Raw genomic sequence first — 13,628 nt, forward strand, 5'->3', positions numbered from 1 at the left:
AGCACAAACGGGTTAAAACGCCAGCGTCCGGCGAGGACGCTTTTAATCTCTTGAAGGCTTTTCAAGCACTCTAGAGATCCAGGGGTCCGACCGGTCCACCACCGGTCGGACCCCTTGGGGCTCGGGTTTCAGTCGATCGCCTGGTAGAGCGTGGTCCAGAAGTCGTGCATGGTGCGCATCGGGGCAGGGACCGACGCGCCGACCTGGGTGAGCAGGATGCCGGTGACCTGGTTGTCCGGGTCGGCGTAGGTGGAGGTGCCGCTGCCGCCGTCCCAGCCGAACTGGCCGACGGGCGCGTAGTCGCCCCGGTAGGTGCGCACCGCCATCCCGAACCCCCAGCCGCCGTGCTGGCCCTGGCCGAACGAGATGTGCACGTTGTCGCGGGCCAGCGCGGTCCGGGCCTCGGTCTGCTCCGGCGTCAGCCGGTTGGTGGTCATGAGCTCGACGGCGGCCCGGGACAGGATCCGCTCGTTGCCGTGCATCCCGCCGTTGAGCAGCATCCGGAAGTAGGCGTGGTAGTCGTCGGCGGTGGAGACCAGGCCACCGCCGCCGCCCTGGAACGCCGGCGGTTGGCTCCAGCGCCCGCCCTCGGCTTCGTCCCACACGGTGAACTCGCCGGTCCGCGGGTCGGGGGCGTAGAGGGTCGGCAGCCGGTCGATCTTCTCGGCGGGCACGTGGAAGCCGGTGTCGGTCATGCCCAGGGGGTCGAAGAGGCGTTCGCGCAGGAACGCCTCGAACGACTGACCGGTGACCCGGGCGACGAGCACGCCGATCAGGTCGTTGCTGATGTGGTACTGCCAGCGCTCACCGGGCTGGTGCATCAGCGGCAGCTCGCCGAGGCGGCGCAGCCACTCGTCCGGTTCCGGCATCGGCTCCGGCAGGTTCGGCGTGAGCCCCTGCTCGAAGACGGCGTTCATGATCGGCGCGCCCAGCGCCGTCATGTCCATGCCGAGCCCGAACGTGGAGGTCAGCACGTCCCGCACGGTGATCGGCCGCCGGGCGGGCACGGTGTCGTCGAGCGGGCCGTCGAGGCGCTTGAGCACCCGCCGGTCGGCGAGTTCGGGCAGCCACTCCTGCACCAGGTCGTCCAGCCGCAGCCGGCACTCGTCCACCAGGACCATCGCCGCCGCCACGCTGACCGGCTTGGACGTGGAGGCCATCCGGAAGATGGTGTCCCGGCTCATCGGCGCGCCGCCGTCGTGGCGCATCGTGCCGATCGCCTCGACGTGCGTCTCGTCGCCGCGGCTGACGAGGGCGACCAGTCCGGGGATCTGCCCGGAGTCCACGTGCCGCGCCAGCACGTCGTGCAGTCGGCGCAGACCCGCCGCGGAGAAGCCTCGCTGCTGGTTGGTCGGGGTTGCGGACATGGTGGTGTTCTCCTTGGTCGAAAGCGAAGAGCGGAGGAAGCGGGTCAGAGGCTGCGGGCGACGATGTCGCCGTAGTCCGTGGTGGCGTGGATGTTCAGCGCGGCGGTGCCGTCGGCGTTCCTGAGCGCGTTGTGGATCCGGCCGTAGCCGGTGCCGGCGTCCAGCGAGGCGGAGACACCGGCGGCGGCGCCGACCGACACCTGCCCGGCCTGGGTGCGCAGCACGACCGTGCCGCGCACGGCCTCGGTGATCCGGATGTCGCCCTTGCCGGTGCTGATCTCCGCGGATCCGTCGAGGCGGCCGACCGTGACGTCACCGCCATGGGTGGTGAGGTGGACGCCGGTGGCCTGGTCGAGCTCGACCGAGCCGTGTGCGCCCTCGAACGTGACGTCGCCGAGCCGTCCGACGCCCCGGAACTCGGCGCTGGCGGCCTTGGCCTCGACGCGGGATCCGGCGGGCAGCCGGACCGTCACGTCGATGAACCCGGAGGGGCCGAGGAGCTGGTTCTTCGCGGTGGCCTTGATCCGCAGGACGCCGTCGGCGTACTCGACCGCGGTCTGCTCGGCGACCTTCACGTCGCGGCCCTTGGCGGGGTCGGCGGGCCGGACCTCGACCGCGGTGTCGGTCCGGTCGTCGGCGATGAACCGGACGCGGCCGGCGGGGATGTCGAGGAGGGCGGAGATCGGGGCCGGGGTGTCGAACGTGTGCATCGTGTGCTCCTGAGGCTTCGTGCGTCCCCGTCGGTGGGGCCGCGGTCGGTGTGATCGGTGACCTGATCACGGGAACCACGATGACCCGCCGTCCTGACACCGGACGGCCACGGTGCTGACACGGCCACTGACACCACGCCGGACGTTGCCCGAACAGCCCTCGCCGGCCGCATCTCCGACGCCGAAGGGCACGGAGTGGGCATGATGGGCGAAAGGAGGGGGCCCGTTGCAGGTGATCGCCGTCATCGTCCTGGGCGTCGCGTTGTTGGGGCTGTGGGCCATCGGTTGGGAGTTCCTGCTGCTGGCGAGGTTGCGCCGCGATGGCCTGCGAGCGACGGGAACCGTGACCCGGCACGAGCGCGGATCGAGGGGCGTCGACCGCCCGGTGATCGAGTTCACCGACCGGCACGGGCGGCCGGTCGAGTACCGCCCGGGCCGGGGCGCGCCCGAAGCGGTCGGTGACCGTCGGCACGCACGTCCCACTGGTCTACCGACCGGACAGCCCCGAGAACGCCCAGCTCGCCTCGTTGTCCAGCGTGATCCGAAACTTGCTGTCGGGCGTCATGATGCTCCTGATGGCCCTCGTGACCGGGTGGCACCTCCTCTGCACCTGACGGCGACCGTGCCGCGCCTCGGACAGAAGATCGCGGAACGCGGGTCGGTGGCCTCGCCGTGCGATTCACCCGGTCAGGCGCTCAGGGTGCGGAAAAGTGGCGCCGGAGAGGAGTCGATCAGGCCTCCCACGTCGGCTGAACCGCGCCGCGGGTCAGCCGGGCTCGGTCCTGCGGTGGTCGAGGCGCACGACCCGGTCGGCCCAGCGGTCGAGCAGCGCGGTGTCGTGCGAGATGGCCAGCACGCCCGCGCCGGTCTGCCGCTGGTACTCGCGGATGACGGTGACGAGGGCGGCGGTGGTGGAGGCGTCGAGCATGGTCGTCATCTCGTCGCAGATGAGGTAGGCGGGGCGCAGCGCGAGGGCGCGGGCCAGGCAGGCGCGTTGGAGCTGGCCGTCGCTGACCTCGTGCGGCCTGCGGCCGAGCAATTCCGGGGTGAGCATCACCAGGTCGGCCAGCTCGTCCACCCGGTCGACCGGTCGGCCGTTGGCGCGCAGGGGTTCGGCGATGGCGGTGCGCAGCGTCATCCGCGGGTCGACCGACAGACGTGGCTGCTGGAACAGGATGCCGACGCGGGTGCGTTGCTCGCGTGGCGCACGCCCGCGGTAACGGGTCACCGGCACGTCGTCGAGGTGCACGGTGCCGGCGAACGGCTTGTGCAGCAGTGCGAGCACCCGGGCCAAGGTGGACTTGCCGCTGCCGCTGGGACCGGCCAGCCCGACGGTCTGTCCTGAGTGGACGGTGAGGCTGTAGTCGGTGACCACGGGGTGGCGGGGGTGGTAGCCGGCGGTGATCGCGTCGGCGCGCAGTCCGGTCAGCACGGCACGTGGCACGCGACGGCGTGGGTGTCGTCGGTGAGGACCGGGGTCGCCGCGCAAGCGGGAGCCGCGTGGCCGCACCGCGGCGCGAACGAGCAGCCGGGCGGCAGGTCGGTGAGCAGGGGCGGTTGGCCGGGGATCGGGGTGAACGCGCGGTCGGGCAAGGCGTCGACCAGACCTCGGCTGTAGTGGTGGCGCGGGGTGCCGAGCACCCGGTCCGCCGGTCCGACCTCGATGACCCGACCGGCGTACATGACGGCGATCCGGTCCGCGATGCGCTGGGCGGCGGCCAGGTCGTGGGTGATGAGCAGGACGGCGCGGTCGTCATCGACCATGCGGCGGAACTCCTCGATCAGCCCGTCGACCAGGTGCGGGTCCAGGCCGGTGGTGGGTTCGTCGGCGATGAGCAGCCACGGGTCGCCGACCAGGGCCAGTGCGTTGGCCACGCGCTGCGCCATGCCGCCGGACAGCTCGTGCGGGTAGCGGTCGAGGTCGGTGGGGGACAGCCCGGCGCGGGCGGCGACGCGGTAGGCGTGCGCACGGGGTGTGGTGTCGGCGGGGTGGTGCACGCGCACGGCCTCCTCCAGCTGCGCGCGGGCGGTGCGCACGGGGGTGAGGTGGGCGGCCGGGCTCTGCGGGATCAGGCCGATGCGGCGACCGCGGACGGTCGTGGCGAGCACCTTGTCGGACGTGGTCAGCAGGTCCACGGGTGGTCCGTCACCGGTGAGGGTCGCGGTACCGGAGGTCTGGGCGTTGCCGGGCAGGAACCCGAGCAGCGCGTGGGCCAGGACGCTCTTGCCGCAGCCGCTCTCGCCGACGAGCGCCACGCACTCGCCGGGCCGGACCCGCAGGGACACGTCGTTGACCGCCGACACGGTGGCGCCCGGCACGGTGAACCGCACCGAGACGTGGTCGAGCACGAGTTCGGTCACCACGACAGCTCCGACCTCCGTCGGGGGTTGAGCCGGTCCCGCCACACGCCGCTGAGCCCGGAGACGGCGAGCGTGGCGGCGATCAGCACGGCACCGGGTGCCAGGGACATCCACCAGCCGCCGGTCAGCAGCGACCGCTGGGCGTCGTTGATCATGTTGCCGATGCTGGCGGCGTGCGGCGGCAGGCCCAGGCCCAGGAACGACAGCGCGGTCTCGTGCCACACCGCGTGCGGCACCATCAGCGTGGTGGCCAGCAGCACCTGCGGCGCGATGTTGGGCAGCAGGTGCCGCACCAGGATCCGGGCGCGGGACGAACCACCGACGATCGCGGCGTCGACGAACGGGCGTTCGCGCAGCGCGAGGACCTCCGACCGGACGATCCGCGCGGAGGTCAGCCAGTGGGTCAGGCCGATGGAGATCATCACGGCGGTCAGGCTGGGCCGCATGATCGCCACGATCACGATGCCCAGCAACAGGTGCGGCACCGATGCCACCGCGTCCACCAGACGCATCAGCAGGCGGTCGAGCCAACCACCGACGGTGCCCGCGAGCGCGCCGACCGCGGTGCCGACCACGGCGGAGATCAGCGCGGCGGCCAGGCCGACCGCCAGCGAGACGCGCAACGCGTAGACGCAGCGCAGCAGCACGTCGCGGCCGAGCTCGTCGGTGCCGAACGGGTGCGTCACCGACGGCGGCCGGTTGGCCGAGGGCAGGTCGACGTGCTGCTGGTTGAGCTCCACCAACAGCGGCACGACCAGCGCGGCGGTGACGAGCACGCCGAGGACGACCGCGGCCGGGACCAGCCGCCACCGCGGTGACCGGCGCGGGCTCGCGGCAGCGAGCCGCGACCTCGGCACAGGCCGCCACACCGGAGCGTCAACCATCGAGACCCACCCTCGGATCGGCCGCCGCGTACAGCACGTCGGCGAGCAGGTTGCCCAGCAGCACCACGGCGGTGGCCAGCACGGTGAGCGCGCCCAGCAGCGCGAAGTCGACGTTGAGCGCGGCGTCGACGGTCGCCCTGGCGATACCGGGCCACGAGAACACGGTCTCCACCAGCAACGCGCCCGTGATCAGCTCCGGCAGCCGTGCGCCGAGCAGCGACAGGAACGGCAGCAGCGACGTCCGCAGCGCGTGCCCGGACACCACGAGGTGGTCCGGCAGACCGCGTGACCGGGCGCCGACCACGTGGTCGGAGGTGAACGACTCCAGCAGGCCCTGCCGGACGAACAGCACGTACCAGGGCGCGTGGGAGATCGCGAGCACCGCCACCGGCAGCGCCAGGTGCCGGGCGACCTGGCCGACGTCCACCGCCGCGCCGGGGTCGGTGAGCCCGCCACCGGGCAGCCACCGCAGTTCCAGCGCGAACACGTACAGCGCGGCCAGGCCGAGCCAGAACACCGGCGCCGCCTCCAGCGTGTACGCGACGGTGGTGATCGTCCGGTCCAGCCAGCCGCCCTGCCGCCACGCCGCCGCGGTGCCGAGCACCAGCCCGATCAGCAGGGCGAGGGCGAACCCGGTGGCGGCGAGCAGCACCGACCAGCCGAGCCGTTCGCCGATCACCTGGGCCACGGGCTGGCGCAGGGACAGCGAGTCGCCGAAGTCTCCCGCGACCGCGTGCCGCAGCCACGCCAGGTACTGCTCGACCACGGGTTCGTCGACGCCCCAGTTCGCCCGGATCTGTGCCACCCGCTCGGGTGAGGCGCCGATGATGCGTGCCCCGAAGTAGCGTTCGACCGGGTCGAACGGCGACGCCTTGGCCAGCACGAACAGCGCGAAGCTGACCAGCAGCAGCACCGGGACCGCGAACGCCAGGCGGCGCAGCACGAGCAGCCCGAGGGCCCGGCCCCGCCTGCGGGTCGGCGCGGTCACGACTTGGGTGTCCAGCGCTCGATGTTCCACCACACCGCGTGCACCAGGCCGTGGTCGTGCGGCTCGACCTGCTGCACCTGGCCGTCCCACTTGTCCCGCAGCACGTAGGTGTGGTCGAGGAACACCAGGAACGCCCAGCCGGGGTCGGCGACGTAGGCCTGCTGGAAGTCGGTGTAGGCCTGCTTGCGCGCGGCCGGGTCGAGGCTGCGGCGGGCGGTGTCCAGCGCGGTGTCGACCCGCGGGTTGCGGTAGTTCGTCATGTTGACGTAGCCGGGCTGACCGGCGTAACGGGAGTGCAGCAGCGTGTAGGCCGCGGTGTCCGGGTCGTACGGGTCGCCGCCGCCCCAGACGTTCGCGGCCTCGTTGCGCCGTTGCAGCATGACGTCGAACGTGGTCGCCTCGACCGGCGCGTCGATGCCCAGCTTCGCGATGTCGCTCGCCGCGGCCAGGGCGAGTTCCTTGCGCAGCACGTCCGGCGCCGGGTACAGCACCGGCAACCGCGCGGGCTGCCCGTCCCGCGACCGCGTGCCGTCCGGTCCCTTGCGCCAGCCCGCCTCGTCCAGCAGCCGTTCGGCTTCGGCGGTGTCGTGGGCGAAGGAGGCCTTCGGGTCGTACCAGTCGTCCAGGTGCGGTGAGATCGGGGTCGCGGCGGGCGTGCCCGCGCCCGCCAGCACCGCGTCGATCATGGCCTGGCGGTTCAGCCCGAGGTTGATCGCCCGCCGGACCTTCGGGTCGGAGGTGAACGGCAGCTCGGACGGCAGGCCCAGGCCGCGGTAGTCGGCGGACGGGTTGCGCACGATCCGGTAGCCCGCTTTGCCGGTGTAGGAGTTCGCCAGCTTCGGCGGCAGGACGGTGCCGTCGAACTCGCCGGCCGCCATCCGCGTGGCGCGGGCGTTGTCGTCGGGCACGAAGACGACGGTCACGGTCTTGATCGCGGGAGCGCCGTTCCAGTGGTCCTCGTTGGCCTGGAGCACCAGCCGGTCGCCCTTGCGCCACTCGGCCACCTGGTACGGGCCGGTGCCGACCGGGGCGGTGTTGAAGGGCGCGCTGTTGACGTCCACGCCGTCGAACGCCTTGCGCGGCACGATGCCCAGCGTCAGCTGCTGGGCGAACGGCGCGTACGGGTAGGACAGCCGGAACTCCACCGTCCGCTCGTCCGGCGCGGTCACCTCAGCCACCACGTCGAAGCGTGACGCGATGGTGGTGTTCGTCTTGTCGTCCAGCACGGATCGGTAGGTGAACACGACGTCCTGCGCGGACAGCGGCGTGCCGTCGGAGAACCGGACGCCGTCACGCAGCTTCGCCGTCCACGTGAGCCCGTCCGCCGACGCGGTCGGCACCTCCGCCGCCAGCGCCGGCACGAGGTCGAGCCGCGCGTCCCGGGACACCAACCCGTCGAACACCTTCGCCGCGCCGTCCGGCGCGTAACCCAGGATCGGGTTGAGGTTCTCCGGCTCACTCCCGGCGCCGATCACGATCGACCGGCCGGTGTCGGCGGTGACGTCACCGTCGGGTGACGTGCACGCGGCCACCAACCCGATCGCGACCACGACGCTGATCAGCCGACGACGACGCACCGGATCACCTCTGCGGGGAAGGTCCACTATTGCCAAACTCAGCTAACAGCAAACCTTTTGCAACAAGCAAGGACGATCTTCGTGGCCCGCGTCACCGTCAAAACCAGAGCGGCTCGGGCACCTCCGTCACCCGGCCGTCCCGGTCGAAGTGCAGGTACCGGTCGAAGTCCTCGGCGAACCAGCGGTCGTGGGTGATGGCCAGGACGGTGCCGGTGAACGCGCGCAGACCCTGCTGCAGGGCGTCCGCGCCGGCCAGGTCGAGGTTGTCGGTCGGCTCGTCCAACAGCAGCAGCGTCGCCCCGGACAGCTCCAGCAGCAGGATCTGCAATCGCGCCTGCTGACCGCCCGACAGCGTCTCGAACGGCTGCCGCCACGCGGGGGCGAGTTCGTAACGGGCCAGGGCGGGCATGGCGTCGTCGCGTTCCAGCGCGTGGTCCTGCATGACGATGTCGGCCACGGCGCGCCCCACCAGGTCGGGACGGGTGTGGGTCTGGGCGAAGTGACCGGGCACGACCCGCGCGCCGTAGCTGATCCGGCCGGAGTGCCGGGTGGCGGAGGGATCGGCGAGCACGCGCAGGAACCAGGACTTGCCGGTGCCGTTCGCGCCGAGCACGGCGATCCGCTCGCCGAACCACACCTCAAAATCGAACGGCTCGATCAGACCGGACACCGCCAGGTCCTCGCAGCTCAACGCCTGTTTGCCGGTGCGACCGCCGTGCAGGCGCATGCGGACGTTGCGCGGTTTCGGTGGCCGTTGCGGCGGGCCGACGGCCTCGAACCGGGCCAGCCGGGCGCTCGCGGCGCGGTAGGCCGAGGACACGGCGTCGTTGCGCGCGGCGGCTTGGCGCAAGGTGTGCACAGAGGTCTTCAACCTGCGGTGCTCGTCGTTCCAGCGCCTGCGCCGCTCGTCCAGCCGGTCGATCCGGTCGTGCCTGGCCTGGGCGAACGTGGCGAAGCCGCCGCCGTGCACCCAGACGTCGCGGTCCTCGACGGCGACGATCCGGTCCGCCGCGTTCGCCAGCAACCGCCGGTCGTGCGACACGAGGAGCACCGTTTTTCGGCTGGCCGCCAGTTCCCGTTCCAGCCACAGCTTGCCCGGCACGTCGAGGTAGTTGTCCGGCTCGTCCAGCAGCAGCACCTCGTCGGGGCCACCCAACAGCGCCGCCAGGACCAGGCGTTTCTGCTCGCCGCCGGACAACGTGGCCACGGGCCGGTCGGCGGCCCGCGCGAACGGCAGGCCGAGCGCGGCGGTCGTGCAGGTGTCCCAGACGACCTCGATGTCGTAGCCGCCCGCGTCGACGTGCTCGGCGATGGCCTCCGCCAGGGCCATCTGGGTGTCCTCCTCGTCGCGTTCCGCCAGCGCCGCTTCCGCCGCGGCCAGCGCCTTCGTGCTCGCCCTGACCCGGTCCGGGGCGACGGCGAGCAGCAGGTCGCGCACCGTGTCGCCGGTGATGAACTGCCGCATCACCCCGACACCGCCGCTCGTGGCGACCTCGCCGGACGCGGGGCGCAGCTCACCGGCGATGAGTCGCAGCAACGTCGTCTTGCCCGCGCCGTTCGGGCCGACCAGACCCGCGGTGACGCCCTCACCGACTCGGAACGACACCCGGTCCAGCAGTACGCGGCCGTCGTCCACCACGTAGGTCAGCTCCGACACCTCGACGTGTGCCACCGGCCACTCCTCGAACGTTGGTCGAGAACCCGACCAACGTACTAGTGTCCAGCCCGTGGAAGCGACAGGTTTTCCGGGTGGCGTGTGGTTGCGGCCCGCCAAGGGGCGGCGGGACGCGCCGCTCACCGTCGACCGGATCGTCGCGGCGGCGGTGGCGCTGCTGGACGCCGAGGGCGCGGGCAGGCTGACCATGCGCAGGCTCGCCGAACGCCTCGACGTCGCGGCACCCACGCTGTACTGGCACGTCAAGACCAAGGACGACGTGCTGGACCTGGCAGTGGACGCCATCTTCGCCGAGGTGCCCGTACCGGACGAGGACGAGTGGACGGGCGCGATCCGCGCCCTGGTGCTGGCCTGGCGCGCGACGATGCTGCGCCACCCGTGGTCACCACCGCTGCTCGGCAGGCCGACGCTCGGGCCGAACGTGCTGCGTCGCACCGAGTTCCTGCAGAGGACGTTAATCGGCGCGGGTTTCCGGGGTGCCGACCTGGCCGCCGCGACGCACGGCCTGGCCAACTTCACCATCGGATCCGCCCTCACCCAGTCCACCTGGCAGCACGCGGACATCCACAACGCCGCCAACGCGCACATCCGGGCGAACGCCGACGCCTACCCCACGCTGGCCGCCCACGACCACCTGGACCACCCGGACTACGACACCCTGTTCCGCCAGGGCCTGGACCGCTTCCTGGCCGGCCTGGCCGGTGCCCTCCGCAACACCTGAGGCCAACCCGCGAACCTCGCCCGGACCCGCTCCTCCTCCGAGCACCGGGCGATGAGCCCGGGCACCGCGATCGACCCCGGCGTGGCCAACGCACCCCGACGTCCGCGGCGTGGTCGGTGTCAGGGCCGTGACAGACCTGTGTCAGTCGGGTCGGCGATCTTGGCCGCACCAACCGCCACGAGGAGGACTCCGATGACCCAGCCGGTTCCCGTCCCGCACGGCCTGCCGATGGAGCGCGACGTCAGCCCGTTCGACCCGCCCGGTGCGATCAGCCGGCTGCGCGAGGCCCGCCCGGTCAGCCCCCTGGTCTTCCCCGACGGTCACGAGGGGTGGCTCGTCACCGGCTACGACGAGGTCCGCCGACTCATGGCCGACACCCGGTTCAGCTCGCGCCAGGACCTCGGCGTCCTGCACGTGCCGTTCGAGACCCCGGGCATGCCACCCGCCACCGAACCGTCACCGCAGATGCCGGGCCTGTTCATCAGCATGGACCCGCCGGACCACACCCGGCTGCGCAGGATGCTCACCGGTGCCTTCACCGTGAAGCGCATGAAGCTGCTCGAAGAGCACATCACCGAGGTCGTCGAACGGCAGTTCGGCTGACCCCGCCGGTCGACCTGGTCCGGGAGTTCGCGCTGCCGGTGCCCTCGCTGGTGATCTGCGAGCTGCTCGGCGTCCCCTACGAGGACCGGGACACCTTCCAGGTCAACTCGGCCAAGTTCCTGGAGAAGGACGTGACGCTGGACGACAAGATGGCCGCGTTCGGCGCGATGGCCGCGTTCCTGGGCGAGCTGGTCACCCGCAAGCGCGCCGAGCCGGGCGAGGACCTGCTGTCCGACCTGGCCCGCCACGACGAGCTGAGCATCGAGGAGCTGACCGGCATCGCCTTCCTGCTGCTGCTCGCGGGCCACGAGACCACCGCGAACATGCTGGCACTGGGCACGTTCGCGCTCCTGGAGCACCCCGAACAGCGGGCGGAGCTGAGTGCCCACCCCGAACTGCTGCTCGACGCCGTCGAGGAGCTGATGCGCTACCTGTCCATCGCCGACATCTTCTACCGCTACGCCACGGAGGACATCGAGCTGGGCGGCGAGATGATCGCCAAGGGCTCGACCGTCGTCGTCTCACTGCTGGCGGCCAATCACGACCCGAGGCGCTTCGAGCACCCGGACACCCTGGACCTGCACCGCAAGGCGCGCGGCCACCTGGCCTTCGGCCACGGCATCCACCAGTGCCTCGGGCAGCAACTGGCCCGGATCGAGATGCGTGCCGGTTTCGGGGCCCTGCTGCGCCGCTTTCCGACCCTGACCCTCGCCATCCCGGCGGCCGAGGTGCGGCTCAAGTCCGACATGAACATCTACGGCGTCCACGAGCTGCCGGTCACCTGGACGTGACCGGGCCGGGGTTGTCCGCAGTCTTGCGTTGTGGTGGGGCGTGGGGCGGGATTCGGTTCCGTGGTGCAGACGTACTTCGCCTCGATCGGCTTCCTGTTCGGCAGGATCAAGGAGTGGCTGACCCCGCGGTTCAGGTATGGCGCCGGTGATGTGCGCGTCGAGCGGGTGGAGTTGGTGCGGTCGGTCGGTGGCATCGTGGTCACCCTCGCGGTCTGGGTGGCTTACGAGCAGGGCGGTTACGACTCGGTCATGGGGTCGTTGAGCACCGTGATGATCAACGCCGCGGTGGCCGTGCCGGCGGTCGTGGTGGGTATCGCCATCCTGTTCGCCACCATCGCCCCGGCAGACCGGTCGCGGTTGCTGCGGGCGGTGCGCCGTCCCGCGGTGACGGTGCTGGTGTGCCTGGCCGTGGGTCTGGCGTTCGACTTCGTGCTGGGCTCCTACAAGAGCGTGCGGCTGCCGGGGTTGGCGACGATCCTGGCGGTCGTCGTCATCCTCGCACTGCTGCTGTACGTGATGCCCTCGATCCTCTGGGCCGCCTACTGGGGCTACCGCTACTGGTTCAACGCCGCCGACGGCCACCCCCTGCTGCCGGCGCTGTGCTCGATCGTGTTCAGCGTCGGCGTCCTGGGCATCGACATCTACCAACTGGCCCGGGGCGACCTGACCGCCCGCCTCCCCGGTCCGCTGGCGATCCTGCTCACCTTCGGCTCGCCGCCCCTGGTGATCGCCCTGGCCCTGTGGGAGATCAAGCTCGCCGGCGGCCGGGGCGTCACGCTGCGAGCGTTACCGCCGGAACGACGGCCGGCGGTCGACTAGTCACGTCCCCTTGATCTCCAGCAAGGTCGAGGTTTTACGGTTCTGGTCATGAACAGCGCAACCGAAGTCGAGTCGGGGATCCACGCCATCAAGCAGGTGGTCGCCACCGTCGAGCACGCCCAGCGCAACGAACTGGTCGAGGAGTTCGTCTCGCTGTTCCGCGAGGACGCCATCTGGACCACCGCGGGCGGCAGGCTGCTGATCGGCCGCGACGCCATCGCCGACTTCACCCGGCGGGTACTGCCCGGCGCGATGAAGGACCTCGTTCCGTCGTACGAGGTCGTGCACGTGCTCTTCATCCGGCCGGACGTCGCCGCGGTCAAGGTCCGGCAGCGGTACTTCTCCCCGGACGGCGAGCCGGTGACCGAGGAGGGTGAGGGCACCCCGATGTACGTGATGTCCAAGGAAGGCGGCCAGTGGCGGTTGACCGCCAACCAGAACACGGCCGTACCGATCGAACGAGCGAACTGAACCCGACCTGCCGGTCGACTTCCTAGTCGTCGAGGTCGATCAGCTCGTCGGAGCGGGCCAGTGCGTCGGCGGCCTCGTCGTGCAGGCCGAGATCGGTCAAGGTGTCGGACAGGCTTTCCAGGGCGAGCGCCAGTCCCTGCGCGTCCTCGACCTGCTCGAACAGCCGCACACTCTCCCGCAGGAACTGCACGGACTCCGCGAGGTGACCGGCCTCGCGGCTCACGTCACCCAGCTCGGCCAGGACGTCGGCGATCTCCGGCACGTCGTCGGTCGTCCGGTAGAACTCCAGGGCCTCCAACAGCAAGTGACGCGCGAACCGCGGGTTGCCCAGGTCGTGGTGCGCGCCGGCCACCAGCACGAGGCTGTTCGCGACCCGCTCCTGTTCTCCGGACTCCCGGGCCAGGGCGAGCTTGGTCTCGAACGCGGTCAGCAGCAGTCGGGTGGCCCGGGTCGCGAGCTCGTCGTCTTGGGCGGCACGGGCGAGGCTCTGTGCTTCGATGAGGCATTCCGCGGCTTCGGCGGGCCGGGACATCCGCGAGTACGCCTCGTTCAGCTTCACCAGGAGTGCGAACGCGTCCCGGTGGTCACCCGAAAGATCGGTGACGGCATCTCAGCTTGCCGTTTAAGGTCCCGGTCGGTGACGTGCACCCCGGTTGATCAT

The 13,628-nt window shown here is 71.3% G+C and carries 12 protein-coding genes and 1 pseudogene; 4 read left to right on the plus strand and 9 right to left on the minus strand.

The genetic code is table 11. The features are described 5' to 3' along the window. Positions 1-128: 128 nt before the first annotated feature. The 8 genes from A6A25_RS37175 to A6A25_RS37210 form a co-directional block, all read right to left on the minus strand. Entirely contained in the window at positions 129-1,367 is a 1,239-nt protein-coding gene (locus tag A6A25_RS37175; RefSeq protein ID WP_073898455.1) for a serine hydrolase domain-containing protein, read from the minus strand. Positions 1,368-1,411: 44 nt separating this feature from the next. Next, the gene (locus tag A6A25_RS37180) at positions 1,412-2,077 is read right to left on the minus strand and encodes a DUF4097 family beta strand repeat-containing protein (RefSeq protein ID WP_073898456.1); all 666 of its coding nucleotides are present in this window, start codon (positions 2,075-2,077) and stop codon (positions 1,412-1,414) included. A 766-nt stretch (positions 2,078-2,843) separates the two neighbouring features. Then, entirely contained in the window at positions 2,844-3,521 is a 678-nt protein-coding gene (locus A6A25_RS37185) for an ABC transporter ATP-binding protein (protein WP_241829118.1), read from the minus strand. Further along, entirely contained in the window at positions 3,503-4,438 is a 936-nt protein-coding gene (locus A6A25_RS37190) for an ABC transporter ATP-binding protein (protein WP_073898475.1), read from the minus strand. Before A6A25_RS37190 ends, A6A25_RS37185 begins: the two co-directional genes overlap by 19 nt. Then, complete coding sequence (locus tag A6A25_RS37195) at positions 4,435-5,322, minus strand: ABC transporter permease (protein ID WP_073898459.1); 888 nt, start codon at positions 5,320-5,322, stop codon at positions 4,435-4,437. The genes A6A25_RS37190 and A6A25_RS37195 overlap by 4 nt, the downstream gene beginning before the upstream one ends. Next, complete coding sequence (locus tag A6A25_RS37200; protein WP_073898461.1) at positions 5,315-6,310, minus strand: ABC transporter permease; 996 nt, start codon at positions 6,308-6,310, stop codon at positions 5,315-5,317. The genes A6A25_RS37195 and A6A25_RS37200 overlap by 8 nt, the downstream gene beginning before the upstream one ends. Further along, the gene (locus A6A25_RS37205; protein ID WP_073898463.1) at positions 6,307-7,887 is read right to left on the minus strand and encodes an ABC transporter substrate-binding protein; all 1,581 of its coding nucleotides are present in this window, start codon (positions 7,885-7,887) and stop codon (positions 6,307-6,309) included. The genes A6A25_RS37200 and A6A25_RS37205 overlap by 4 nt, the downstream gene beginning before the upstream one ends. A gap of 97 nt (positions 7,888-7,984) precedes the next feature. Then, the gene (locus tag A6A25_RS37210; protein ID WP_073898465.1) at positions 7,985-9,559 is read right to left on the minus strand and encodes an ABC-F family ATP-binding cassette domain-containing protein; all 1,575 of its coding nucleotides are present in this window, start codon (positions 9,557-9,559) and stop codon (positions 7,985-7,987) included. Between the two features lie 55 nt (positions 9,560-9,614). On the opposite strand from A6A25_RS37210, the gene A6A25_RS37215 reads away from it, so the two are divergent. The 4 genes and pseudogenes from A6A25_RS37215 to A6A25_RS37230 all read left to right on the plus strand — a co-directional run bounded on the left by A6A25_RS37215 (position 9,615) and on the right by A6A25_RS37230 (position 12,967). Beyond that, a complete protein-coding gene (locus A6A25_RS37215; protein WP_073898467.1) occupies positions 9,615-10,283 on the plus strand; it encodes a TetR/AcrR family transcriptional regulator C-terminal domain-containing protein in 669 nt (222 codons plus the stop codon). 192 nt (positions 10,284-10,475) lie between these two features. Then, positions 10,476-11,677 (plus strand): annotated as a pseudogene (locus A6A25_RS37220) (cytochrome P450). Between the two features lie 63 nt (positions 11,678-11,740). Further along, positions 11,741-12,496, plus strand: a complete 756-nt coding sequence (locus tag A6A25_RS37225; RefSeq protein WP_143193667.1) for a hypothetical protein — start codon at positions 11,741-11,743, stop codon at positions 12,494-12,496. A gap of 48 nt (positions 12,497-12,544) precedes the next feature. Beyond that, on the plus strand, positions 12,545-12,967 hold the full coding sequence (locus A6A25_RS37230; RefSeq protein ID WP_073898471.1) for an SgcJ/EcaC family oxidoreductase: 423 nt from the start codon (positions 12,545-12,547) through the stop codon (positions 12,965-12,967). A gap of 22 nt (positions 12,968-12,989) precedes the next feature. Here A6A25_RS37230 and A6A25_RS37235 read toward each other — a convergent pair whose 3' ends face one another. Next, positions 12,990-13,526: a tetratricopeptide repeat protein gene (locus tag A6A25_RS37235; protein ID WP_073898473.1), complete on the minus strand. Its 537-nt coding sequence runs from the start codon at positions 13,524-13,526 to the stop codon at positions 12,990-12,992. Between the last annotated feature and the right edge of the window lie 102 nt (positions 13,527-13,628).

Origin of the sequence: Saccharothrix sp. CB00851, assembly GCF_001905065.1 — a bacterium.
Taxonomy (GTDB): domain Bacteria; phylum Actinomycetota; class Actinomycetes; order Mycobacteriales; family Pseudonocardiaceae; genus Actinosynnema.